Annotated in this window: 20 protein-coding genes; 6 read left to right on the forward strand and 14 right to left on the reverse strand. The window is 64.1% G+C overall.

The features are described from left to right. Positions 1–26: 26 nt before the first annotated feature. From B5G12_RS01150 to B5G12_RS01180, 7 genes are all read right to left on the reverse strand, one after another. Positions 27–1,376, reverse strand: coding sequence for an ABC transporter substrate-binding protein (locus B5G12_RS01150; protein WP_087323035.1), 1,350 nt, complete (start codon positions 1,374–1,376; stop codon positions 27–29). A gap of 72 nt (positions 1,377–1,448) precedes the next feature. Next, the gene (locus B5G12_RS01155; RefSeq protein ID WP_242955886.1) at positions 1,449–2,462 is read right to left on the reverse strand and encodes a LacI family DNA-binding transcriptional regulator; all 1,014 of its coding nucleotides are present in this window, start codon (positions 2,460–2,462) and stop codon (positions 1,449–1,451) included. Positions 2,463–3,031: 569 nt separating this feature from the next. Further along, positions 3,032–3,976 carry an ATP-binding cassette domain-containing protein gene (locus B5G12_RS01160; RefSeq protein WP_087323038.1) on the reverse strand — a complete coding sequence of 315 codons (945 nt, stop codon included), beginning with the start codon at positions 3,974–3,976 and terminating at the stop codon, positions 3,032–3,034. Then, complete coding sequence (locus tag B5G12_RS01165; RefSeq protein WP_087323041.1) at positions 3,969–5,015, reverse strand: ABC transporter ATP-binding protein; 1,047 nt, start codon at positions 5,013–5,015, stop codon at positions 3,969–3,971. The genes B5G12_RS01160 and B5G12_RS01165 overlap by 8 nt, the downstream gene beginning before the upstream one ends. 12 nt (positions 5,016–5,027) lie before the next feature. Beyond that, positions 5,028–5,969, reverse strand: coding sequence for an ABC transporter permease (locus B5G12_RS01170; RefSeq protein WP_087228091.1), 942 nt, complete (start codon positions 5,967–5,969; stop codon positions 5,028–5,030). After that, positions 5,969–6,919: an ABC transporter permease gene (locus B5G12_RS01175; protein ID WP_087323044.1), complete on the reverse strand. Its 951-nt coding sequence runs from the start codon at positions 6,917–6,919 to the stop codon at positions 5,969–5,971. The genes B5G12_RS01170 and B5G12_RS01175 overlap by 1 nt, the downstream gene beginning before the upstream one ends. Next, positions 6,919–8,946, reverse strand: a complete 2,028-nt coding sequence (locus B5G12_RS01180; RefSeq protein WP_087323047.1) for a peptide ABC transporter substrate-binding protein — start codon at positions 8,944–8,946, stop codon at positions 6,919–6,921. Before B5G12_RS01180 ends, B5G12_RS01175 begins: the two co-directional genes overlap by 1 nt. A gap of 433 nt (positions 8,947–9,379) precedes the next feature. Here B5G12_RS01180 and B5G12_RS01185 point away from each other — a divergent pair, with 433 nt between their 5' ends. Genes B5G12_RS01185 through B5G12_RS01195 form a run of 3 tightly spaced genes read left to right on the forward strand, consistent with a single transcriptional unit; the run spans position 9,380 to position 13,282 of the window. Then, complete coding sequence (locus B5G12_RS01185) at positions 9,380–9,799, forward strand: hypothetical protein (protein ID WP_087323050.1); 420 nt, start codon at positions 9,380–9,382, stop codon at positions 9,797–9,799. A 10-nt stretch (positions 9,800–9,809) separates the two neighbouring features. After that, positions 9,810–12,389 carry a translation factor GTPase family protein gene (locus B5G12_RS01190; protein WP_087323053.1) on the forward strand — a complete coding sequence of 860 codons (2,580 nt, stop codon included), beginning with the start codon at positions 9,810–9,812 and terminating at the stop codon, positions 12,387–12,389. A gap of 8 nt (positions 12,390–12,397) precedes the next feature. Next, the gene (locus tag B5G12_RS01195; RefSeq protein WP_087323055.1) at positions 12,398–13,282 is read left to right on the forward strand and encodes an NAD(P)H-hydrate dehydratase; all 885 of its coding nucleotides are present in this window, start codon (positions 12,398–12,400) and stop codon (positions 13,280–13,282) included. A 115-nt stretch (positions 13,283–13,397) separates the two neighbouring features. Here the strand turns inward: B5G12_RS01195 and B5G12_RS01200 are convergent, their stop codons facing one another. Beyond that, positions 13,398–13,877, reverse strand: coding sequence for a methylated-DNA--[protein]-cysteine S-methyltransferase (locus B5G12_RS01200; RefSeq protein WP_087323058.1), 480 nt, complete (start codon positions 13,875–13,877; stop codon positions 13,398–13,400). A gap of 81 nt (positions 13,878–13,958) precedes the next feature. Here B5G12_RS01200 and B5G12_RS01205 point away from each other — a divergent pair, with 81 nt between their 5' ends. The 3 genes from B5G12_RS01205 to B5G12_RS01215 all read left to right on the forward strand — a co-directional run bounded on the left by B5G12_RS01205 (position 13,959) and on the right by B5G12_RS01215 (position 16,381). After that, entirely contained in the window at positions 13,959–14,687 is a 729-nt protein-coding gene (locus B5G12_RS01205; RefSeq protein ID WP_087323061.1) for an NAD-dependent protein deacylase, read from the forward strand. A gap of 72 nt (positions 14,688–14,759) precedes the next feature. Beyond that, a complete protein-coding gene (locus B5G12_RS01210) occupies positions 14,760–15,377 on the forward strand; it encodes a hypothetical protein (RefSeq protein ID WP_087228099.1) in 618 nt (205 codons plus the stop codon). A gap of 41 nt (positions 15,378–15,418) precedes the next feature. Then, a complete protein-coding gene (locus tag B5G12_RS01215) occupies positions 15,419–16,381 on the forward strand; it encodes a D-2-hydroxyacid dehydrogenase (RefSeq protein WP_087323063.1) in 963 nt (320 codons plus the stop codon). 99 nt (positions 16,382–16,480) lie between these two features. Here the strand turns inward: B5G12_RS01215 and B5G12_RS01220 are convergent, their stop codons facing one another. The 6 genes from B5G12_RS01220 to B5G12_RS01245 all read right to left on the reverse strand — a co-directional run bounded on the left by B5G12_RS01220 (position 16,481) and on the right by B5G12_RS01245 (position 25,168). Next, positions 16,481–17,674, reverse strand: a complete 1,194-nt coding sequence (locus tag B5G12_RS01220) for a hypothetical protein (protein ID WP_087323067.1) — start codon at positions 17,672–17,674, stop codon at positions 16,481–16,483. Between the two features lie 3 nt (positions 17,675–17,677). Further along, entirely contained in the window at positions 17,678–18,160 is a 483-nt protein-coding gene (locus B5G12_RS01225) for an RNA polymerase sigma factor (RefSeq protein WP_087228102.1), read from the reverse strand. 142 nt (positions 18,161–18,302) lie between these two features. Beyond that, positions 18,303–19,466, reverse strand: coding sequence for a pyridoxal phosphate-dependent aminotransferase (locus B5G12_RS01230; protein ID WP_087228103.1), 1,164 nt, complete (start codon positions 19,464–19,466; stop codon positions 18,303–18,305). A gap of 214 nt (positions 19,467–19,680) precedes the next feature. Continuing rightward, positions 19,681–20,373 (reverse strand): peptidoglycan-binding domain-containing protein, encoded by a 693-nt coding sequence (locus B5G12_RS01235; protein WP_087228104.1) that lies wholly within the window; start codon positions 20,371–20,373, stop codon positions 19,681–19,683. A 3-nt stretch (positions 20,374–20,376) separates the two neighbouring features. Beyond that, positions 20,377–22,734 (reverse strand): peptidoglycan-binding domain-containing protein, encoded by a 2,358-nt coding sequence (locus B5G12_RS01240; protein WP_087323070.1) that lies wholly within the window; start codon positions 22,732–22,734, stop codon positions 20,377–20,379. 199 nt (positions 22,735–22,933) lie between these two features. Then, positions 22,934–25,168, reverse strand: a complete 2,235-nt coding sequence (locus B5G12_RS01245) for an alpha-galactosidase (protein ID WP_087323073.1) — start codon at positions 25,166–25,168, stop codon at positions 22,934–22,936. Between the last annotated feature and the right edge of the window lie 261 nt (positions 25,169–25,429).

Below are 25,429 nucleotides of genomic sequence, written 5' to 3' on the forward strand. Positions count from 1 at the left end.
TGTCACAGCGGGCAGCTGCCGGAGGCTCAGCCGTTGGCCAGCTGATACTCGGTGGCCCAGTTGTCCACAAAGGCAGAGACTACGTCGTCCCAGGTGCCGGTGCCGGCCGCATAAGCGGTCAGGGCGCTGCCCAGCATATTCTTCCACTCCTCCGAAGGCATGGTGGAGAAGCACCAGTCGACGGGAGTCTTGCCGTCGGCTACGTACTGGTCCGAGATGGCGTTCAGGGGGTTGGTGGGAGCCTTGGCGCTCTTGAAGGGGATGACAAAGCCCATGTTGTCGGCCATGGCGCTGGTGCCCTCCTCGCTGGTGACACACCAGTAGACGAAGTCCAGGGTAGCCTGGATGTCCTCCTCCGAGGACATATTGTTGACGCACCAGTAGTTCTCGGAACCGGTGCACAGGCCCTGGTTCTCCTCGCCCTCGACGCCGATGTAAATGGGGATCATGCCGAGGTTGTCGTCGCCCAGGTCCTTGATATCGGTGTAGGCCCAGGTGCCGTTCTGATAGAACACGGCCTGCTTGTTGACGAACTCGGACACGGCGTCGTTGCCGGTCTTGCTGGCCAGGACGGTGGGATCGCAGGTGGAATCGGTGATGTACAGATCAAAGATCTGCTTGTAGTTGTCCAGATAGGTGCCCTTAATGGCGTCGGTGGAGCTGATGCCGTCGGTCTGGTACTCGTAGTAGATGGGCAGGTTGGCCAGGTGGGTCTTGAAACGCCAGTCAGAGGAGGAATCCATGCCGGCGGAGGTAAAGGCGCCCTGGATGCCCAGCTCGTCCTTGCGGGCCTGGAGGTCATCGGCCACAGCCTTCAGGCTGTCAAAATTGGTGATGTCGGCCTCGGTGTAGCCTGCGGCGGTCAGCAGCTCTTTGTTGTAGATGATGCCGTAGGTCTCGATGACGTAAGCAATGGCGGGGATGGTGTCGCCGTCCTTCAGGACGAAGGAATCACTGGTCACTTCGCCGTACAGTTGAGAGCCGGACAGGTCGTAGCAGTAATCCTTCCAGTTGTTCAGACCCACGGGGCCGTTGACCTGGAACAGGGTAGGAGCCTCGCTCTTCTCCATCTCGCTCATCAGGGTGGTCTCGTACTGGTTGGAAGCGGCGGTCACCACGGTGACAGGGACGCCGGTCTGCTCGGTGTAGACGGCGGCCAGGTCCTGCCAGGCCTGATCCTGCTCGGGCTTGAAGTTCAGGAAATAGACCTTGCCGCTGGCGGCGGGGGCGGCAGCAGAGCTGGAGCCGGCAGCCGTACTGGCGGCGGTGGAAGCAGCGGTGCTGCTGCTGGAAGAACCACAGGCGGCCAGGACACCGGCAGCGGACACTGCGCCGGCGGCCTTCAGGAAGTTGCGGCGAGAAATCATCTTTTTCATAGTTCTTCTCCTTCTTGTGCTTTGTGTCAAGTGTATTTCAGTCCCGCCCACAGGGCGGAAGTGAGACTGGATTCAGGCGGGGCCGCCCCGGGGCGGGCGGACGCTTTCGCCCTCCTGGATGGTGGGGGCCAGCACCACCGTCTGGGCGGGGGCCCCGTGCTCGATCTGGTGGATCAGCAGCTCGACGCAGCGCAGCGCCAGCTCTCCGGTGGGCTGCACCATACTGGCCAGGGCAGGCACACAGTAGCGCGACATGGGGATGCCGTCAAAGCCGATCACCGACACATCCTCGGGCACGCGGTAGCCGGCGCTGGCCAGCGCGCGGATGGCTCCGATGGCAATGACGTCGCTCATGGCGAACAGGGCGGTGAACCGGGCCCGGCGGGCCAGCAGGCTGTTCATGGTGTTGTAGGCGGATTCAAAGTTGTAGCTGGACAGCCCGTACAGCTGGGGGTCAAAGACGATGCCGTTATCCTCCATGGCCTGCTGTGCGCCCAGGCGGCGCATCTTGCTGGGGTGGCTGGAGGGCGGCCCGCCGATGACGCAGATCCTGCGGTGGCCCTGGGCGATCAGATGGGTGACGGCCTGGTAGGCTGCCGCCCGGTCATCCACGCCCACCATGGACAGGTTGGGGAAGCTCAGTTCCTCCGACACCACGGTGGCCAGTACCGACGGTATGGTGATCTGGTCGAAGCTCTGGCGGAAGTTGTCCACGTTGCCGCCCAGGAAAATGATCCCCTTGGGCTTGATCTCCCGCAGGATCTTCTCGGCGGCCTCCATCTCGTTGGCGTCCTCGTCCAGATAGGAGATGATGCCGCTGTATCCGTACAGCCCCACCACCTGCTGCAAATGGACCAGAAAGTCCGCAAAGAACATATTCTGGGTGCCCTTGACCACAAACACCACGCTGCGGGATTGCTGGATCTTGAGCTGGCGGGCGTTGGTGTTGGGCACGAACCCCACTTCCCGCATGATCTGCAGCACGTGTTCTTTTGTCTCGGGGCGGACGTCGGGCCGGTCGTTGATGACCCGGGAAATGGTGCTGACCGAGCAGCCGCTGAGCCGTGCGATATCCTTGATGGTCATGGCCGGCAGCTCCTTTCAGGTGCGGCCCCGGCGGGGGGCCTGCATCGTTCGGTATCGTTTACGGAAACGTTCCCGACAACCTCATTATGGCACAGATGCCCAAAAAAAGCAAGAACGAAATGAAAAGTTTGTAGGCTTTGATGCAAGTTGCGGCCCGCTTTTGTGCAGGTTGGAATGACGGGAGAGCAGGGAAGCCGAAACTTCTGCAAATTCCCGGGAATTTGACTTGATTCCCGGTGTGCCGGAGAGGCGGCGGCCGCAACTTGTCTGCACAAGACGCGTTCTGCTGTAGTTTTGTCGTGGCGTTGGGGGCATAGAAAAAGGCCCCCGCCCTTTTTATAGGGGCGGGGGCGCTGGGGTCAGAGGCCAAAGAGCCGCGCTGCGTCCAGCAGCGACTGGGCGGGGAGGGTGACATATTTCTCATACCTTTCCAAACAGACGCAGCAAAGCGGCCCCCGGCTCTGTACAGGCAGAGACAGGGGCCGCTTTTGTGCACAGGTGCGCGCGGCATCGCTTGGCCGCACCGAAAAAGGCCAGCCGCACCGGGCGGCTGGCCTCTTTGGGTTTTGTTACGGGCGCTGGGACTCGTACTCTTTGCGGTAGCCCTCCAGCTCCTTCTGGTTGCCGTAGACGAAGTGGCCGTTCGCGATTTCCTGCCACATGGGCTTGTCCACGCTGTAATCGTGGATGGAAGGATCGTAAACCAGCAGCTTCTTCTTCTTCTCCAGGCTGGGGTCGGGGATGGGCACTGCGGACAGCAGGGCTTTGGTATAGGGGTGCAGCGGGTGACGGAACAGTTCCTCCGTCTCGGCCAGCTCCACGATACGGCCCTTGCTGATGACGGCGATGCGGTCCGAAATGAAGCGCACCACCGACAGATCGTGTGCGATGAACAGGTAGGTCAGCCCACGGGAGGCTTTCAGCCGGTTCAGCAGGTTGAGCACCTGGGCGCGGATGGAAACATCCAGCGCCGAGATGGGCTCATCCGCCACGATGAACTCAGGCTCCATGATCAGAGCACGGGCAATGCCGATGCGCTGCCGCTGTCCGCCCGAAAACTCGTGGGGGAAGCGGGAAGCGAACTCGGGCAGCAGACCCACCTCGTGCAGGGCCGCCATGACCTTTTCGTGCAGGTCGTTCTGGTCCTTGTAGAGGTGGAAGTTCAGCAGGCCCTCGGCGATGATATACTCGACCTTGGCGCGCTCGTTCAGGCTGGCCATGGGGTCCTGAAAGATCATCTGACACTTGCGGATGACCTCCTGGTCCAACTCCTTGGGGATCTTGCCGTTGATCTTGCGGCCCTTGAACAGGATATCGCCCCCGGATGTGGGATTGATACGGGTGATGGCGCGGCCAATGGTGGTCTTGCCGGAACCCGACTCGCCCACCAGGGAGAAAGTCTCCCCTTTGTAGATGTCAAAGTTGACATGGTCCACGGCCACGAACTTCTTATGCCCGGACCCGAAGGAGATCTGGAGGTCCTTGATTTCAATGAGCTTTTCTTTTTCAGCCATTGGCATGATCCTCCATCATCTTCTTGCGCAGGTTCTGGATCGAGTGGGGACGCTCGATCTTGGGCGCCCGGGGGTCCAGATACCAGGTCTTGGCGGCGTGGGTGGGGGACACCTCAAAGAAAGGCGGCTCCTTCACAAAGTCGATGGCCAGGGCCATCTTGTTGCGGGGTGCAAAGGCATCGCCGTGGATCTCGTTGAAGAGGTTGGGCGGCGTGCCGTCGATGGTGGGCAGCTGCTCACCCTTCACACCCAGCTGGGGCAGCGCCTGCAGCAGGGCCCAGGTGTAGGGATGCCATGCATCGTAGAAGATCTCCTCCACGGTGCCGTACTCCACGATCTGACCGGCATACATGACGGCCACACGGTCAGCCACGTTGGCCACAACACCCAGGTCGTGGGTGATGTAGATGACCGACATGCCCAGCTCTTTCTGCAGGTCACGGATCAGCTGCAGGATCTGGGCCTGGATGGTGACGTCCAGGGCGGTGGTGGGCTCGTCGCAGATCAGGATCTGGGGCTTGCAGGCGGCGGCAATGGCAATGACCACGCGCTGGCGCATACCGCCCGAGAACTCGTGGGGGTACTGCTCATAGCGGCGCTCGGGGTCAGGGATGCCGACCTTGCCCAGCATCTCGATGGCGGCCTTCTTGGCGGCTTCGCCGCGCAGGCCCTGGTGCTTCTCGATGCTCTCCTGGATCTGTTTGCCGATCTTCTTCAGGGGGTTCAGGCTGGTCATGGGGTCCTGCATCACCATCGAGATCTTTTTGCCGCGCACGCCCAGCCAGTCCTTTTCGGTGAACTTGGTCATGTCGCGGCCCTCGTACAGGATGCTGCCGCCGGTGATCTTGCCGTTGACATCCAGCATGCCCACAAAGGTCTTGGTGAACACGCTCTTGCCGGAACCCGACTCGCCCACAATGGCCAGCGTCTCCCCCTCGTACAGATCGAGGGAGCACTTGCGGATGGCTTTGAGGGTGCGGCCCCGCAGGCTGAACTGTATCTCCACGTCGCGGGCAGAGATAATTGCTTTTTTCTCCATGTTATCTCTCCTTTAAACGTGATTGCGGGGGTCGGAAGCGTCCGAGAAGGCGTTGCCCATGATATAGAACGAGATGGAAATGATGGACACGATGGACGCGGGGAAGACCAGCAGGTAGGGGTAATCCAGGAAGAAGGTGCGCACCTTGCTCAGGATCAGGCCCAGAGACGGCGTGTCGATGCCCAGGCCCAGGCCCAGGTAGGACAGAGTGGACTCCAGGTTGATGGTGGCGGGGATACGCAGCGCCATCTGCAGGATGATGACCGATACCAGGTAGGGCAGGATGTTCTTGGTCAGCACGCGCCACAGGGGGGTGCCCAGGCACCGGGAAGCCAGGTTGTACTCCCGGTCACGGTACATGATGACCATGTTGCGCACACGGCGCGCCATCTGGAACCAGCCCAGAAAGATCATGGCGGTGGCCATGATGGTAAAGCTCTGGCCCACCATCAGGGCGATCAGGGTCATATAGATGATATAGGGCACGCTGTCGAACAGGTTGTAGATCTCGGTGAACAACCGGTCCAGCTTGCGCACATAGCCCCAGATCAGGCCGAAGATGACGCCCACGATGCTCTCGCCCACGGCGACCACCAGCGCCAGGCGGATGGACACCTGGGTGGCGTACCACACCTGGCACCAGTAGTCCTGGCCCAGGTTGTCGGTGCCGAACCAGAACTCCGAATTGGGGCTCTGGAACGAGGTGGAGGAGTAGGGGATCAGCTCCTTGTAATCGTACTTGCCCACGGCAAGGGCGACGAAGGAGAAGATGACCAGCGCGATGAACAGGAACAGGAACAGCACGGCGACCTTGTTTTTCATGAAGGTCTTGAACACCGAGCCCCAGTAGGAATAGTTGGAGTAGCCGATGCGCTCGGCCTCCTCAGGCGAATACTCTACGACGTAAAACAGCTCGTCGTCCTTCTTGCCTGCAAAATCCGAAGCTTTTGCCATCAGCGCTCGCCCCCTTTCCCAGCAATGGTGATGCGGGGATCGACCAGCATCATCAGCACATCGCCCAGGAAGATGCCTACGATGCTCAGCGCAGCGTAGAACATGACCAGGGTCTGTACCACCGAGGTGTCATACCGCTGCACGGCGTCGGTCAGCAGGGGACCCATGCCGGGTACCGAGAAGAACCGCTCCATCAGCAGGGAGCCCTGGATGGTCAGCAGCAGGGACTGGGGCAGGAACTGCACCATGGGGACCAGCGCGTTGCGCAGCACGTGGTGCAGCATGATCTGGCCGTAGCTCAGGCCCTTGACCCGGGCCAGCTTGATATAATCCCGCGTCAGCTCATCCACCATATACCGGCGCATCCACAGCGCGTAGCTGGCCACCGACGCCAATGACAGGCATATGATGGGCAGCACGCTGGAGGGGCCGGGGTTGCGGGTGGAATACAGGGTGGGCATGCCGAACACCGTGGAACCGATGACCAGCACCAGCGAGTAGGTGACCAGGGCGGGCACCGCGTTGACGACGACGGTGTAGGCCGTGCCCAGCCAGTCCACAAACTTGCCCTTGAAGGCGGCCTGTGCGATGCCCACCAGAACACCCACCACCCAAGAGATGGCGATGGAGATGGCGCCCAGGCGCAGTGTGACACCCAACCGGCTGCCAATGACCCGGGTGACAGCGATGCCGCTTTGAATTCTCCGCGAGGTACCGAAGTCCAGGTGGAGCAATTGCCCATAAAAGCGGATCAGCTGTTCGCCGATGGGGTCAAGCAAACCTGCGGCTTCCAATGCGGCCTGTTTCTGCTCCGGGGTGAACTTCATCAGCTGGTCTTCCGTGAAGTAATAGTCCGTGGGCAGCATCCGCATCATCAGGAAGACGAGGGTGACAGCGATCAGGATGGTGATAAGCGACTGCAGCAGCCGCTTGAGGCTGTATTTCAGCATCAGGCCTGGGTAGCTGCTTCATAAGCCGCAGCAAAGGCCTCGTACTGTTCCGTGGTATAGGCGTCCTCGGAAGTCTCCCAGTCAACGTACTTGTAGTTGCAGATGCCGTACATGGCGTTGATCTTGGAGTATTCGTTCACGTGGGTCAGGGTCAGAGCCACCTCCAGGTTGCAGGGGCAGGTGAGCACGTTCTCCAGCATATAGGCCTCGGCCTCGGCAAAGGCGTCATAACGGGCGTTGACGTCATCCACGATGGCGTCGGCGTCATGGACCATCTGCTCGAAGGTCTGGTAGGTGGAGATCAGGTCGGCCTGCCAGTCGGCGGGGCCTTCCTCGTAGACGTTGGCGATATAGCTGTAGTTGTGGCTGTAGTAAGCGTTGGCGTCGGTCAGGGTCTCCTGGCCCAGGAAGTTGATGGGATCGCCGAAGTCAGCGCCCCAGCCGTTGATGACAAAGCCATGCAGGTGGGCGTTGACGATCTCCTGCTGCACGGAGGAGACATACTCGCCGATGTCCAGCACGATGAAGTCGTCGCCGAAGCTGTCGGTGAAGCACTGGCGCAGCACGGCGGCGCTATCCTGGGAGGTGGTGTTGCCGGACTGGATGTGGTAGTGGGCGTGGACAGGGAAGGTGACGCCGATGGCGCTCAGCTCGTCCATGGCCTGCTGCTTCAGGTCGGTGATGTCGCCGCCGTTGTCGCGCAGGCGGATCATGGTCTCGCCGTCGTAGGCGCCGTAGCCCATCTTGTCGCAGACCAGCTTGGAGTACTCCACGTTGTCGCTGTTGTAGCAGACGCCGGGCATGGTGTAGGTGTCGTTCTCGCACTTCAGGGGGTTGATGGGGTTGGTGCGGCTGAAGTAGCGGGTCAGATCCAGGCCCTTGGTGAAGCACTGACGGAAGGCGGTGTTGGCGATGGCCTTGTTCCAGTTGTCATCAGGGGTGCCGTCCTCGTTCCGGCGCTGGTAGTTGAAGTGCATCTGGTAGCTGTACTTCTTGGGGCGCTTCTCACACAGCTGGCTGTTGTACTCGCTGGAGGGGTCGTTCTGGATCATGGTGACGTTGGACTCGGTCAGGTCGATCTCGTCCAGCTCACGGTTCTGATACAGCTGGTAGCCCACCGACAAATCGCCCAGCATGGTGACAACGACGCGCTCGAAGCGGGCGTGGTCATCGGAGCCGTACCAGTTGGGGTTGGGGATGAAGCTCTTGGAGTTGCCCTGGATATACTCCTCCACCAGATAGGGGCCGCAGTACCACATCTCGGCGTTGGTGGCAGCGCGGAAGCCCTCGATGCCCAGGCTGCTGATCAGCTCTTCCGAGGCGGGCATGAAGCAGGCATAGCCGGCCACCGTGTCGAAGTAGGTGCAGGGGTTCTTGCAGGTGAACACCAGCGTGTAATCGTCGGGAGCCTCGATGCCCACGCCGAAGTCCACCATATCCTGGTAGGTCAGGTCGGCGGCGGCGGCGCCCAGCTCGACGGTGTGGTCGTAGTACTCCTGGGCATTGGCCACCAGCTGGGTGGGCATGGAGGTGTTGCTGGCCTCATTCTTGAACTGGTTGAGCACCCACTCGGCGCCCACCAGGAAGTCCTTGGAGGTGATATGGCCCATGACGGTGCCGTTGACGTCGCACCAATCCACATCCTGACGCAGGTGGAAGGTCCAGACCGAAGCGTCCTCGTTGTGCTCCCAGCTCTCGGCGATGGCGGCCACAGGCTGGCCGTAGTTGTTGGCGCTCAGCAGGCCGTCCACGCAGTTGGTCAGCACGTTGAAGTCGGTGGCGCGCTGGGTGTACAGCATATTCCAGCTCTCCACTTCACGCATGCTCAGCTCCCAGGTATACACCTCGCTCAGAGATGCGCCGCCGTTGCTGGCGGCGGGGGCGGAAGCGGCGCCGGATGTTGCGGTGCTGCCCGAGGAGCTGCTGGAGCCGCCGCAGGCGGCCAGCAGGCCGGCAGCGCCCACTGCGCCTGCGCCCTTCAGGAACGTGCGCCGGCTGATGGCATGGGGTTCATAGTTTGCGTTCATGTTTTGTATCCTCCCTGTTATTCTTCGTGTCACGGCAAGAGTTGCAGATTTTGCCTGTTCCTATTCCTGCGGGGCGGCTCATGTTTGGCCAGTTAATACAAAAAGGCCCAAATACAGACCACATCGTCTGTATCTGTGCCCCGCCGCAGAATCCTTAACACAGCTAGTATTTTACCATCTTAAAGTAAGGATGTCAAGAAAAGTCGCACCGCATCTGCACACAATTTGCACGATACTCCCACAAAACTGTGAAAAAAAGGTGAAACCTGTCCGCGGCAAGGGGAAACTGCCTTTATCCTGCGCACAAACCGGGCCGGACATACCTGCCGGGCGGCTGCGGCTATCTTTTTTGCGCGGAACGTGTTACAATAGAAACACAAAAACCATCACTGCGGCGCCGCGGCGCGCCGCTCAACGAAGGAACGACAACACCATGAAGAATCTGTTTTCCATTTATAAAAAGGATATGCTGCGTCCCATCCTCTACAAGACGGTCAGCCGGCTGGCAGGGGCGGCCTGTGCCTGCCTGCTGTGGCAGCGGTTCCTGTCGGACGGGCGCTTTACCATCTGGGAGGCCCCCTGCCTGGCGGTGGGGGCCTTGTTTTTGGCCTGGGCCTGGGTGAGCTACCTGCGGCTGGACGGCATCCGCGTGCCCTTTGTGGACCGCAATAAGGAGCTGTCCACCAAGCGCAAGGCCCACGGCGGCACCCATTCGATGGCCGACTTCATCGATGAGAAGGTAGTCTCCTTTGAGGAGCTGTCCCCGCAGGAGCGGGCTTTTTGCAGCCTGCTGTCCAACCTGATCCTGGGCGTGCCCATGGTGGCCATCGGCCTTGCGGCCGGTGTGCTGTAAGGGGGCGGCCATGGCAGACAACGCAAAGCGGCTGGTGGTGGGGGTGCTGGCCCATGTGGACTCGGGCAAGACCACCCTGTCCGAGGCCATGCTGTACCGCTCGGGCGCCATCCGCAAACTGGGCCGGGTGGACCACCGGGATGCCTTTCTGGACACCGACAGCCTGGAGCGGGCCCGGGGCATCACCATCTTTTCCAAGCAGGCCCTGTTCACCGCCGGCGATACCCAGGTGGCCTGGCTGGACACCCCCGGCCATGTGGACTTTTCGGCCGAGGCGGAGCGGACGGTGCAGGTGCTGGATTATGCGGTGCTGGTGATCAGCGGCCCCGACGGGGTGCAGAGCCACACCGAGACGCTGTGGGCTCTGCTGCGCCGGTGCCATGTCCCCACCTTCCTCTTTATCAATAAGATGGATCTGCCCGGCCCCGGCCGGGAGGCCCTGCTGGACCAGCTGCGCAGCCGGCTGGGGGAGGGCTTTGTGGATTTCGGGGCGGAGGAGAGCGCCCGGGACGAGGCCCTGGCCCTCTGCGACGAACAGCTGATGGAGGGATACCTGGCGGGACAGCCTCTGCCCCGGGAGGACATCGTCACCGCCATTGCCCGGCGCCATGTGTTCCCCTGCTGGTTTGGCTCGGCCCTCAAACTGGAGGGGGTGGACGCCCTACTGGAGGGCCTGGACCGCTGGACCCGCCCCGCCCCCGCGGGGGAGCACTTTGGGGCCCGGGTGTTCAAGGTCAGCCAGGACGAGCAGGGGGCCCGCCTGACCTGGCTGCGGGTGACCGGCGGGGCGCTCAAGGTGAAGGACACCCTGTCCGGCGGCCCCGAGGGGCAGCCGTGGTCGGCCAAGGCGGATCAGCTGCGGCTCTATTCGGGGGCACGGTATACCCTGGCCAGCCAGGTGCTGCCGGGGCAGGTGTGCGCCGTGACCGGCCTGGCGGATGCAAAACCCGGCGAGGGCCTGGGGGCCGAGCGGGACGCGGGCAGCCCCATGCTGGAGCCGGTGCTGACCTACCAGGTCCTGCTGCCCGAAGGCGCCGACGTCCATACCGCTCTGGCGCAGCTGCGCCGCATCCAGGAGGAAGTACCCGAGCTGCACGTGGTGTGGGACGAGGCTTTGGGTCAGATCCATCTGCGCCTGATGGGGGAGATCCAGCTGGAAGTGCTGCAAAGTATGCTGGCCCGGCGGTTCGGGCTGGAGGTGTCCTTTGGGGAAGGGGGCATCCTGTATAAGGAGACCATCGCGGAACCGGTGGAGGGGGTGGGCCACTACGAGCCCCTGCGCCACTATGCTGAGGTCCACCTCAAGCTGGAACCCCTGCCCCCCGGCAGCGGCATCCAGTACGACACCGACTGCCGGGAGGAGGTGCTGGCCCGCAACTGGCAGCGGCTGGTCATCGCCAACCTGGAGGAAAAGGAACACCGGGGCGTCCTGACCGGGGCGCCTCTCACCGATGTCAGGATCACCCTCATTGCGGGGCGGGCTCACCTCAAGCACACCGAAGGGGGCGACTTCCGTCAGGCCGCCCTGCGTGCGGTGCGCCAGGGCCTGATGATGACAAAGAGCGTCCTGCTGGAGCCCTGGTATCACTTCCGGCTGGAACTGCCCGCCCAGAACCTGGGCCGCGCCATGAACGACATCCAGCAGATGGAGGGGACCTTCGGCCCGGCGGAGCAGACGGGAGACTCCGCTGTTTTGGAGGGGTCGGCGCCGGTCAGCGGGCTGCGGAGCTATCCCCGGCAGCTGGCGGGTTATACCCATGGCCGGGGCCGCATCATCCTGACCCCCGACAGCTACCGGCCCTGCCGCAACGCCGCCCAGGTCATCGAGGCGTCGGGCTATGACCCCCAGCGCGATCTGGACAATCCCGCCGACTCGGTGTTCTGCGCCCACGGCGCGGGCTTTGTGGTGCCCTGGGACAAGGTGCGGGAGCATATGCACGTGGAGAGCGGCTGGGGCAAGGCCAGGCCGGCCCGCCCGGAACCGGAAGACCAGCCCGCCCGCCGGGCCGCCTTCCGGGCCAGCCTGGAGGACGACGCGGAGCTGATGCGGATCTTTGAGCAGACCTACGGCCCCATCAAGCGTGACCCGCTGGCCGCCTTCCGCACCGTCAAAAAGGAGCGGCCCGATTTTGACAGCCGACAGTGGGCCGTCCTGCCGGAATACCTGCTGGTGGACGGCTACAACATCATCTTTGCCTGGGAGGAACTGGCCGCCATTGCCAAAGACAGCCTGGCCGCCGCCCGGCAGAAGCTGATGGACATTCTGTGCAATTACCAGGGCTTCCGGCAGTGTGTGCTGATCCTGGTGTTCGACGCCTACCGGGTGCCGGGCAGCCAGGGGAGCGTGGAGCAGTACCACAACATCCATGTGGTCTACACCCGGGAGGCCGAGACGGCCGATATGTTCATCGAACGGGTCACCCATGAGATCGGCCGGGACCGCCGGGTGCGGGTGGCCACCTCGGACGGGATGGAACAGATCATCATTCTGGGCCACGGAGCTTACCGCATCTCGGCCAGGCAGTTCCGCCTGGAGGTGGATGAGGTGGAGCGGGAGATCCGTGCCATGATCCAGCAGGAAAAAGGGTGAGGAGCGCCATGGAACAGCTGAACAAGGAATTCGTCTTTTCCCATATACCGCCCCGTGCGGCAGAGAGCCACAAGGGCAGCTATGGCCGCCTGCTGGTGGTGGCGGGCAGCCGCCGTTACCGCGGGGCCGCCGGCCTGGCGGCGGAAGGGGCGCTGCGGTCGGGGGCGGGCATCGTCACCCTGGCCTCGGTGGAGCCGGTGATCGGGGCGGCGGCTTCCCGCCTGCCCGAATGCTGTCTGCTGCCCTGCCCCGAAGGGGAGGAAGGCGGCATCGCGGCCGCCGGCCTGGAGATGCTGCAAGCCGCCGCAGCCCATGCAACGGTGCTGCTGCTGGGGCCCGGACTGGGGTACACCGGGGACACCCGCGCCCTGGTGCAGGGCCTGCCGGCGCAGATGCGGGGCACGGTGGTGCTGGACGCCGACGGCCTGAACGCCGCGGCGGATCTGCTGGCCCGGGGCGGAGCGATGCCCCTGCCGGCGTCCGGATCGCTGATCGTCACCCCGCACCCGGGGGAGATGGCCCGGCTGACCGGGCTTCCGGCCGAGCGGATCGCCGCCGACCGCCCGGGCGTGGCCAGCCGCTTTGCCGCGCAGTGGGGGTGCACGGTGGTGCTGAAAGGGCACCGCACCCTCATCGCCGCCCCCGATGGCCGCCTGTGGCAGAACACCACCGGCAACCCGGGCCTGGCGCGGGGCGGCAGCGGGGATGTACTGGCGGGGATGATCGCCGGCCTGGCGGCCTGTGGTCTGGACGCCCCTGCGGCAGCCGCCTGCGGAGTCTGGCTGCACGGCGCCGCCGCCGACCGCACCGCCGCACGCCTGGGACAGTACGGCATGCTGCCCCATGATATCCTGGCCGACCTGGGGGGCCTCTTTGCGGAAAATGGGCGGTGATGCGCGTGCCGTACTGCGCGCGTGCACCGATCGATCTGTCCCGCCTGTGCGTCTGTGCCGCCAGAGCGGGACTTTTTTGACAGATCGAAAATTGCCTCTTGACTCTGACGCTGCGTCATAGGGTAGAATGGGGCTGCACAGCCTGGCCCTGCTCCAGCGCCAGCAGGGCTTTTTTGCGCTCCAGGCCGCCGGCGTAGCCGGTGAGGCTGCCCGAGGCGCCCACCACCCGGTGGCAGGGGATCATCAGCCAGATGGGATTGCGGCGGCAGGCGCCGCCCACCGCCCGGGCCGCCGAGGGCCTGCCCAGGGCCGCGGCAAGCTGGCCGTAGCTGCGGGTCTGGCCGTAGGGGATGGCGCAGAGGGCGCGCCACACCTCCTGCTGGAAGGGGGTACCCCGGGGGGCCAGGGGCACGGTGAAGCTCTGCCGCTGCCCGGCAAAGTATTCCGCCAGCTGGGCCGCCGCCTGGGCCAGCACCGGGCTGACAGGGCCCTGGGCCGGGACTTCCTGCCCGCAAAAGCGTAGGCCGGTCACTGCGCCCCCTTCCTCCTCCAGGAGGATGGGGCCCAGAGGGCTGTGCCAACAGAGAGTATTCAAATTGACCGCTTCCTTTCTGCACAAAATATGCTATACTTTTACCATAGCACATTCTGCATCGTTTGGAAAGGGGCGGTTTTTATGGTCAAAGCATTGGAAGACATCATCGCGGCGAGCAGCAGCATCGTCTTTTTTGGGGGCGCGGGGGTCAGCACCGAGTCGGGCATCCCCGATTTCCGCAGCGTGGACGGGCTGTACCACCAGAAATACGATTACCCGCCCGAGACCATCCTCAGCCATACCTTCTGGGAGCAGAACCCCCATGAATTCTACCGCTTTTACCGGGACAAGATGATCGTCCGGGGTGCAAAGCCCAACGCGGCCCATCTGCGTCTGGCGCGGCTGGAACAGCAGGGCAAACTGAAGGCGGTGGTCACCCAGAACATCGACGGGCTGCACCAGGCGGCGGGCTCCAAAACGGTGTACGAGCTGCACGGCAGCACCCTGCGCAACTACTGTGTGGACTGCGGCAAATTCTACGATGTGGACTTTGTGGCAAACAGCACCGGCGTGCCCCGCTGCACCGTCTGCGGGGGCATCGTCAAGCCCGATGTGGTGCTGTATGAGGAATGCCTGGACGAGGCCACCATGGCGGGGGCCATCGCGGCCATCCGCAAGGCCGACACCCTGATCATCGGGGGTACCAGCCTGGTGGTCTACCCGGCGGCAGGGCTGATCCATTATTTCCGAGGCAGGCATCTGGTGGTGATCAATATGCAGCCCACCGCCGCCGACAAAGCCGCCGATCTGTGCATCGCAAAGCCCATCGGCCAGGTGCTGAGCGAAAAAATAGACCTCGACGCCCAGTGACACATTTTGCACCCGCTCCCTGTTAGAATAGGCCCACAGGCGTATGCGCTTGTAGGAAGGGGATCGAGTGGAATGCAAACATTGGAACCGGCGGTGCAGGCGCGCCGCCTGTCGGCAGAGGAGTTCTGCCTGCTGGCCCGGCGGGAAGCCTCCAGCCTGTACCGCCCCCGCAGCGAAGTGATGCGGATGCTGACGGTGGGGCAGGCCTTCGGGATCTGCGGACCCCGGGCGGAGCCTCTGGCCGCCATGATCGAGCTGCCCCTGGCAGCGGACGTGGAGGCTGCGGCGGCCCTGCGGCAGATGCTGGGCAGGCAGGGTCTGGGCCGGGGGTCTGTACTGGGGCCGCCGGTGGGGGACAGGGCCCTGCTGCCCGAGCTGCTGCAGGCGGCGCTGCGGGCTGTGGGCCGCCATGGAGGCCAGGTGTGGGCGGTGCTGGAGGCCGATGCCGACGCCGAGGAACTGCTGCCCATTTACTTAGAGGCGGGGCTGGCCCTGCGCGCCATCCGCCCGCTGAACGGCCTGGCTCCCTGCTGGCTGTTTGTACAGGTGCCCAGGGCCTGCCGGGCCGACCCGGTATGGGTGCCTTTGTCTGACAGGCCCCGGCTGGCCGCCCTGCTGGGGCGGGGCTGGTCGGCGGTGGACAGCGAGACCACCGCGCAGGGCACAGCTCTGGCCTTGAGCCTGGTCTGAAGCAGGGCCGGACACGGAAGTGAAAGAGAGGAAAACGAACCATGAAACTGGTGATCCTGGAAAGTTATGTGATGCACCCTGGGGACCTGGACTGGTCGGGGCTGCGGGCGCTGGTGGACGACACCGACGAGTACGTCCGCACCGCCTATGAGGAGATCGCGCCCCGCATCGGGGACGCCCAGCTGGCGGTGGTGAACAAATGCCGCATCGACGAGGGGGTGCTGGCCCGGTGTCCCGGCCTGCGGTGGGTGGGCATCATCGCCACCGGCACCGACAATCTGGACCTGGAGGCCTGCCGCCGCCACGGGGTCAAGGTGGCCAACGTGCCCGCCTACTCGACGTACAGCGTGGCGCAGATGGCGTTCAGCCTGCTGCTGGCCGTGTGCCAGTGCCCCGAGCGGCAGGACAGGGCGGTGCGGGACGGCTACTGGCAGCTGCAGGTGCCCCCGGGCTATGGGATCCTGCCCCAGGTGGAGCTGTACGGCAAGACCTTTGGGGTGGTGGGTTATGGCAATATAGGCCGTCAGGCGGCGCGGATCGCCCGGGCCATGGGGATGAAGGTGCTGGCCTGCACCCGCACACGCCGTCCGGCCGATGCCGCCGGCGGGGTGGAATTTGTGGAGCTGCCCGACCTGCTGGCGGCCAGCGATGTGGTCAGCCTCCACTGTCCCGCCACCCCCGCTACCCGGGGAATGATGGATGCCGCCGCCCTGGCCAGGATGAAGCCGGGCGCCATCCTGCTGAACACCGCCCGGGGGGCCCTGGTGGATGAGGCGGCCGTAGCCGCCGCTCTGACCAGCGGGCAGCTGGGCTGGTATGCGGCCGATGCCTTTGCCGTCGAGCCGCTGCCCATGGACAGCCCGCTGCGCACGGCGCCCCACACCCTGTTCACCCCCCATGTGGCCTGGGCCACCGGCGGCGCGCTGCAGCGCCTGATGGAGATCACCGCCCAAAACCTTGCCACCTTTTTGCAGGGACACGGTCAAAACATCGTCAATCCATAAAAAAGCCCTGTCCAGCCGGCATATGCGGATGGACAGGACCGATACAGGGAGGTTCTCACAAGACGGCTTTGCCCCGGAGGGGGCAGGGCCGTTTTGTGTTTACAGGGTGTAGCTCATGGCTTCGATGTGCTGGGTATCGGGGTCCGCGGGGGCGGCGTCCGCCTGCTCGTCTCTGCCGATGCTCACAGGGCCGACGGCCACCGCGCGGACGGCGCTCTGCAGCCCGTCGGGGCAGCAGATGCTCTTGCAGTTGTAGAAGGCCAGATGGTCCAGCACGTCGGCGGGGGTCAGACTGTCGTCCAGGGTGACATTTTTGCAGTCCACCAGGGTCAGCCCATCGGGGAAGGCGTCCAGCAGGGCCTTGTCCACCGTCAGCTCCATCTTGTCATAGAGGGGCTTGCCGGGCAGATAGTGCACCTCGCCGTCCAGAATGGTGTCGGGGATGGCATCCAGGGCGTCGGCCAGGCTTTCGGGCAGGTAGACATCCCCTTCGACCTGCAGATATTCCAGGTTGCTCAGCGGCTCGGCGCAGTCCTCGGTCAGGCGCAGGTCCCCCAGCACCAGCAGGCTGTCCCCAAAGCGCCGCAGGGAGACGCCGCTGAGGGTCAGATCGTCCTGTTCCACCGCGGTGCCGTCGGGCAGGATCACCAGCCGGGTGTCTGCATCAAACAGAGGGGCCAGATCCTCGGCCAGGCTCTCGGACAGATAGGCCTCCTGGGTGGAGAAGCGTACCCCCTTGGCGGCCAGGGCCGCGCCGTCCAGGTCGCTGTCCACCGCGATCAGCCGCTTGTCGGCCCAGTAAAGGCGGCCTTCCTCGGCCCGCAGGGCAAAGGCCCGGTCAATGACGGCATTGTTTTTCAGCACCACCGCCCCGTCGGGGTAGGTCTCTACCTTGCCGTTCATCATGGCCTTGCTGGCCAGCACGGTGGCAAGGGAATCGGGGCAGTAGACCATGCCGTTGATCAGCAGGCCCATATACTGGCGCAGGGCGTCTCCGGCGTCGGGGGTAATGGTCATCATCCCGTTGACGATCAGGAACTGGCGGCCGTTGGGGGTGTTGCGGCCGGTGAACAGGGTCTTACCGTTGATGGTGTTCAGAGTGGTCTCGTCGTCCAGGTCGATGGTGTTCATGCAGTTGATCTGGATGGGGTAGCGGGCCAGCAGTTCCCGCACGCGGGGGGTGACGACCACCATCATGGCGTCCACCTCGATGCTTTCGTATTGGGCCAGGGTCTCCTCCTGCACCTTGCGCAGGTCACAGAACATGGTATCGATGGTCAGTTTCTTTGCCATAAGTCAGTCCTCCTTCAGGGCTTGTTGCAGTGCTTTTCGGGCGCGGTACAGCCGGGTGCGTATGGTGGCGGCGGGCTGGCCGGTCATCCGAGCCAGCTCGGCTGCCGTATAGCCCTCGTCGTACCGCAGAAAAAACAGGGTGGCGTCTTGCAGGGGCAGTTTGTTCAGCACAGAGGCCAGCTCCACATCCTGCAGCGCCGCTGCAGCGGCGCTGTCCTCCGGCTCGGCACCGGCGGGGGCGTACCGTTCCAGCAGCTGCTGCTCTTTGGCTTTGCGCCGCATCTGGTCGCAGAATAGGTTGTGGGCCGTCTCAAACAGCCAGGATTTTTGCTGGTGGGCGGTCAGGCCGGCCAGCTCGCTGCGGCGGCTCATGGCCCGCAGAAAAGCCTCCTGGGCCAGATCTTCGGCCAGCGACTCATCCCGGGTCAGGCGGCAGCAATAGCGCACCAGCTTGTCCCAAAAGGCATCGTAGAGCGTCTCCCACACGGCGTTTCACCTCCTGCCAGCGGCCCGGCCTGCGCTTTTGCCTCGCAGCCGCTTCTGCCTGTTAGACGAATGGGAAGGGCGGAGTGTTTCAGACCCCGGCAAAAAAATACCCGCTCCTTTTTTGAGGAGCGGGAAAAATCTGTTATGCCAGGATGCCGCTGTCCCGGATGGCCTGCACCGCCCGGTCGATCTGCGCGGCGGGCATGGTCAGGGCGAAGCGGACGTAACCCTCGCCGGCCGGGCCGAAGCTGGAGCCGGGCGTGCACAGCACGCCGCTCTTTTCCACCAGCTCCATGCAGAAATCCATGCTGCTGGTATACTTGGGCGGGATGGGCGCCCAGACGAACATGCTGCCGTGGCTGTCGGGCACGTCCCAGCCGATGGAGCGCAGGCCGCCGCACAGAGCGTCCCGGCGCTGCTGGTAGACGGCGCACTGCTCCTTCACCTGATCCAGGGGTCCGGTGAGGGCAGCGATGGCCGCCTTCTGCACGGGCAGGAACATACCGAAATCGATCTGGCCCCGCAGTCGCCGGAAGGCCGCCACCACATCCGGCCGGCCCACCAGGAAGCTGACGCGGGCGCCGGTGACATCGAAGCTCTTGGACAGGCTGAAGAACTCCACGCCCACGTCCATGGCGCCGGGGGTGTTGAAGAAGCTGTGGCCCACCGCGCCGTCAAAGATGATGTCGCTGTAAGCGTTGTCGTGGATGATGAGGATATCATACTTTTTGGCAAAGGCCACGATCTCGGCATACAGCTCGGGGGTGCCCACGCTGCCCACAGGATTGGCGGGCAGGGAGACGATCATATATTTGGCCCGGCGGGCTACATCCTCGGGGATGCCGGCCACATAAGGCAGGAAACCGTGCTCTTTGACCAGGGGATAGAAGTAGGGCTCGGCGCCGGCCAGCTTGGCCCCGGCAATGAAAACAGGGTAGCAGGGGTTGGGCAGCAGGACGGTGTCCCCCTCGTCGCACAGCACCATCCCGATGTGGCCGCAGCCCTCCTGGCTGCCGTTGCAGCTGGCCACCTGGCAGGGAGAGATCTCCACCCCGAACCGCCGCTTGTAATAGCTGCACACCGCGTCCAGCATCTCGGGCAGGTCCCGGAGGCTGTACTTCCAGTTTTCGGGGTCCTGGGCGGCGCTGACCAGCGCCTCCATGATGTGGGGAGCGGGGGCAAAGTCGGGGGTGCCCACGCTCAGATTGTAGATTGTGCGGCCCGCCGCTTCCAGGGCCACCTTTTTTTCGTTCAGCGCTGCGAAGATCTCGTCTCCGAACAGCTGCATCCGCTTGGAAAATTCCATCCTTACATTCCCTCTCTTTTGGCTGGCGGGCCGGCCCGGGCCGGCCCCGTCTTGATCTTGCTCCATTTTGGCACGTTTATTTTAGCACGTTTTGGGGGTCAATGCAACTGCGGGGGAGGCAGCGGCGCAGCAGGGGAGGCGTGCTGCGGCACCCAAAACCTGAAAAGGCCGGCGGCGCATCCGGTTTCTGGACGCGCCGCCGGCTTTGTTCGGTTCAGTCGATGGTGGTGGCCGTCCGGCCTACCCCCAGCACGGCGGAGGAGATCTTGGCCCAGCTGTTGCAGCCGCATACCCCGTCCACCGTCAGCCAGTTGCGGCTCTGGTAGCCCATCAGGGCGGTCTCGGTCAGGGTGCCGAAGATCCCGTCGATGCGGCTGCCGGTGGGATAGCCCAGGGTGGACAGGGCGTCCTGCAGGATCATCACATAGCAGCCCCGGCTGCCCCGCCGCAGAGTGGGATAGCCCGAGGTGGTGCCGCTGCAGGCGGGCGTGCCGTAGCGCCGGTCAAAGTGGACCCAGGTAGGGGTGAGGGCGAGAGGCTCCACATAGCCCCAGGCGCCGGTGCGCAGGGCCGCGTTGAACAGCTCAGTGCGGTGGGCGCTGGTGGTGTTCTGTCCCACGTCGAAGGATACACCCGCATAGTGCTGGCTGCGGGTGCCATGGCCGCCCTCCCAGATCCGGCGGAAAGCATAGCCCACATGGATGCCCCGGCCATAGCGCCGGCGGGTCAGATTCCAGGCCTCCATGGCGGCGGTGGTGGTCCAGAGGACGTCGCTGCCCGACACCCCCCGGAACTCCCGCACCAGAAGGGTCTGCTCGGTACTGTAAGGCATGGAATCGTTTTCGTGGACGTCGCTGTACGAGTAGACCCGGTCGGCGTAGTTGTCATAGATCAGCAGGCGGGCCATGGCTCATTCCTCCTGCAGCTGGGGCAGCAAGTCGGCCCCCGGCTGGATGGCCCCCGACAGCAGGCCCAGGCCCACCGCCTCGGCGGCCACCCAGGTGTCGGCGTCCACCTGGCCGGTCTCCGGCAGGGCCAGCAGGTGCTGCAGGCTGCGCGTGCCGTTGGCCACCGCCTCGGTGTAATCGGAGACCAACCCGGGGCTGGACACAGAGGGGTAATAGTAGGCGATGCGGGTCAGCAGTACGGTGTAATAGTAGACCGCGTCCCCGCTGCTGCCCACCGTCAGGGGCGTGCCGGGGTAATCCATCCGGTTGATGGTGATCACCGGTCCCGACAGCCGCAGGATGTTGGCCTGGGCGTACAGACTGTCCCAGGTGGCGCGGCCGCAGACGCCGTCGGGCTCCAGCCCGGCATGGCGCTGGTAGGCGGTCACGGCCCGCTCGGTGGCGGCGCCGAACTGCCCGTCGATGGACACCGCCGGCAGCTCATTGATATAGGTGTGCATCAGATAGAGGTAATATTGCAGCTCCCGCACGGCCCGGCCGCTGTTCCCTCTGCGGAGGGTGCCGGGGAACTCGCCGGGGCGCTGGTTCTCACTGAGCAGGTCGTTGGCAATGGCGGTGTACACCTCGCGCAGCTTGTTCCAGGTGCTGCGGCCTACCACTCCGTCGTCGGTCAGGGCAAAATACCGCTGGAAGGCGCTGACCGCCCGGCGGGTGCCGTCCCCAAAGGAACCATCCACGGCGGGGTTGTTCAGGGCGGTATAGACGGTCCGGGCCATCTTGAGCCAGAACTGCACCAGACGGACGTTCTGTCCCTTGTCGCCCTGGCGCAGAGGAGTACCGGGGTAGGCGTTGGGGATGCCGTTGTCCACCTGGATGCTGCGGAACTGGTTGTAGACCGCGTTCCAGGTGGCTTCGCCGCAGATGCCGTCTGCCGTCAGGCCGAAACGCCGCTGGAACGCCCTTACGGCGGCAGCGGTGCCGCTGCCATAGCTGCCGTCCACTGTCACCGAAGGGATGGAGGCGATATACTGGGCGATGGTGGACAGCCAGAATTGCAGCTGTTCCACGGCGCCGCCCCGGCTGCCGGTGCGCAGGGTGACCCCTGCCCAGGTGCCGTCGGACAGGTCCCCGGCGGAAGTCTCGCCCTCGCTGGTCAGCTCGGCCAGGTCCTTGACCGAGACGTAGATGTAGCTGATCCGGTACCAGGTGCTGCGGCCCACCACCCCGTCGGCCGTCAGGCTGAACTGCTTTTGGAACCGCTTGACGGTAGCGGCCATTTCCGACCCAAACACACCGTCGGGGGTCAGCTTGCCGAAGAAGGGGTAGTCCTGGGTGATGCGGTTGAGCTGCCGCTGAAGGGTAAAGACGCTGGCCCCCTGATCCCCCTGACGGACCGGGGCGCCGGGATAACTTTCGGGGATGGAGGCGATGTTGGAGGTGCTGACAAGCTCGATGTCGTCGCCATAGTAATATTTGAGGATGGACAGGGCGCTGCGGCCCTGCTGGGCCAGGGTGACGGTGCCCCACTGCTTGAGTCCCGGGCAGGAGACGGTCTTGCCGTCGCAGTACTCGGCATAGTAGGGGTTGACGGTGCCTGTCTTGCGGATATAAGTGCTGAAGATCTCGTCGGTGAGCTTGACCATCACGTCAAACACGGTGCGGCCGTGGACGTAATACTGATCGTAGCTGGTGGAATTGGTGATGTTGAAGGGATAACCCCGGCTGGGATACCATTCGGTGTAGATGCGGTTGAGCGCCAGAGAGATCTGGCAGTAGATGTTGGCCCGCAGGGCCTGCTCGGGCCAGGTCGGATACACCTCACTGGAAGCCACGTTGGCGATATAGTCCCGGAAGGAGACGGTGACGTTGCGGGCTGATTCGGAGGGCTTGCCCAGGTGGACGGTGATAAAAGTGGGGATGACCACCTGGCTCAGGACCCTGCCCTGGGGTGTGTCCTGGTCGGGGGCGGGGCCGCTGCCGCCGCCGGGGGCAAAAAGAGAGTGGGGCGGGATGACTACTGACTGACTGGGCGGGGTCACCCGGGCATTGGCGGGGGTCATCTCCAGCGGGGCCAGGGTGACCTGCCCTGCAAAGATCTGCACCCCTTCGATATGGATGGTCTCAAAGCCGGGCTTCTCGGCCACCAGGTCACAGACGGCGTAGGGTTGGATGGTGGTGTTGTCCTCCTCCAGTGAAAGGGCCTGGTCGGGGGCGTCGATCTCCAGGTCCTGGGTATTGCCGGTGTCATCGGTGAGGCGGCTGGCGGAAAAGCCCTGGCCGGTGATGGTCACCGTTACCCCCGCTGCCGGGGCGGACTGCCGGGCCTCAAAGCTCTGGATGCGTAAGATTCCTGCTGCCATAGGCTGATGCTCCTTTTCTGGTCTGGATGGTGGAGGGCATAGCGGACGGGACTTCCCCGGCCCAAAAGCGGCGCGGAGTCCTGTCAGAAATGCCCGAGGGCTCCCTCCAGTGTATGCGCCGGCGGGGCGTCCGGGTGCAGCCGGGCGCAGAAAAGCCCCGGCTGGGCAGGCCAGACCGGGGCAGGCGAGAGGCACGATATTACAGCTCTGCGGGCTGGAGCAGGTAGAGGCGGCTGACAAAGTCGCCCTCGGCGGCGGGGTCTTCGCCGGTGGTCACCAGGCCGGCAGCCATCAGCTCATCCCCGTAGGCGGTGAGAGGCGTGCCGGCGGGCTGGGCCCCCGAGCCGAGGCGGGTGACCTGGTACAGCCGGTCGGGGTCGAGGCCGGCCAGGGGCAGACGGCGGTAGCCCGCATTGGCCTGCTGCAGCACCCGGTAATCCCCCACCAGGGCGGTGGAGCGGTCGGGGGAGACGGTCATCCAGGCCGTCTCGTTGCCCTCAAAGGGGCTGCGCAGCCGCCAGAAGGTGCCGAACTGGAGCAGCTGGCGGTATTGCTTGACAAAAGCCACCTGCCGGGCCACCAGTTCCCGGCCGCGCTGGCTCAGAGCGGTCAGATCCAGCTCGTACCCAAAGGCGCCGAAGAAGGCTACGTTGGCCCGCATGGTCAGGGAAGTGCTGCGGCCCAGCTGATGGTTGGGCGCGGCCGCCACATGAGCCCCCATGCTGGACACCGGGTAGGCCATCGAGGTGCCGTACTGGATCTTGAGACGCTCCACTGCGTCGGTGTCGTCGCTGGTCCAGCACTGGGGGGCATAGTAGAGCAGGCCCGGGTCGAAGCGGGCGCCGCCTCCGGCGCAGGATTCAAACAGGATGTTGGGATAGCGCTCGGTCAGCAGACTGTACAGCTGGTAGACTCCCAGGATGTAGCGGTGCAGCACGGCGCCCTGACCGGCGGGACCCACGGCGCAGGAATAGGCGTCGCTGATGCTGCGGTTCATGTCCCATTTGATGTAGTCCACCCCTGCGCCGTCCAGCACGCTGACCAGACGGTGGAAGACCCAGTCCACCACATCGGGATTGGAATAGTCCAGCACATATTGATAGCGGCCCTGCTGGGGGCGGCGGCCGGGCTGGTGCAGCACCCAGTCGGGGTGCTCGTTCCACAGGCGGGTGCCTGCATTGACCATCTCGGGCTCGATCCACAGCCCGAACTGCAGGCCCATGTCGTGCAGCTTCTGGCCAAAGCCCTGCAGGCCGTCGGGCAGTTTGTGATAATTGATCTCCCAGTCCCCCAGGCCGCCGTGGTCGTCGCTGCGGTTGGTGAACCAGCCGTCATCCAGCACGAACAGCTCGATGCCCAGATCCCTGGCCTGGCGGGCCAGGGCCAGCAGCTTGTCCTCGGTGAAGTCAAAGTAGGTGGCCTCCCAGTTGTTGACCAGGATGGGGCGCACTTTGTCCCGCCAGGGGCCCCGGGCCAGCCGGGTGCGGTACAGCCGATGGAAGGTCTGGGACATCCCGTTGAGGCCGGCCTCGGAATAGACCATCACCGCTTCGGGGGTGGTGAAGTGTCCGCCCGCCGCCAGCTGCCAGGTGAAGTTCTGCGGATGGATGCCCAGGGTGACCCGGGTGACGTGGTAGGGGTCCACATCGGCCTGGGCCAGGAAGTTGCCGCTGTACACCAGGCTGAAGCCCAGCACCTGGCCCTCGAATTCGGTGGCGTGGGGGCGCTTGAGCGCCAGGAAAGGGTTGAAATGGTGGCTGGAGCAGCCCCGCAGGGAATAGACCCCCTGCACCCCCTGCGCCAGAGGCCGGGCCACCACATGGCGTTCCCGGGCCCAGGCGCCGGCCAGCTCCACCATCTCGTAGTCCATGTCGGGCAGATCCAGGCAGAAGCTCAGGGCGCGTTCCAGACGCAGCACCCCCGGACCGGTATACCCGATCACCGCATGGCGGGCCAGGGCGGGCAGCTGCTCAAAGAGGGTATAGGACAAGGTGACGGTGACCCCTGCCAGCGGGTCGGCCAGGTCCACCGTAAGAGTCTGGGCCTCGGCGGGGTCCTCCGTATAGGTGGCGGGCAGCCCCGGGATGGCAGGCTTGCCGGGAACGATGGCGTGACCCTGATAGCGCAGGTCCAAAAGGCGGCTGCCATCGGGCATCTGGGCGTCCAGGGCGGGCAGGTGCATATCCCCGGTGCCGTAGGTGGGGTACTCCTGCTTGATGTGCTCCAGGGAGTAGCTCTGGTCTCCGTCAAAGTAGCAGACCGACATGGAGCGGGGGACCGCCTCGAACAGGTGGTCGAAGCTGGAGCGGTCGTGGATGGCCCTGCCGCAGTACAGCTGGCCCAGGTGGCCGCTGGGCAGCACCTTGAAAATATAGCTCATCTGCCGGTTGTGGAGATGGAAGGTCCTGCTTTGGGCGTGAAACTCGATCGGCATAAAAAGGTCCTTTCTTGTGCTGTTTGGCCCCGGGGCCGCCTTGACGCCGCAAAAGGCTGCAGCGCAGTGGATCTTGGGGCGCCCCATCTATATAGGAGATTATACACCATCCTCCCGTCCTTCTTCAACCGAAAAACCTCCGCCGGCCAAAATTTTGCCTTGCCAGGCTGTAAAACCGTAACTTTGAGGGGACTGCAACAAATTTCAATGGAAAAATTCACAAAAACCACTTGACAAACAGCAGCAATCTGCTAGAATACT

Source organism: Faecalibacterium sp. An58 (assembly GCF_002161515.1).
Taxonomy (GTDB): Bacteria; Bacillota; Clostridia; order Oscillospirales; family Ruminococcaceae; genus Faecalibacterium; species Faecalibacterium avium.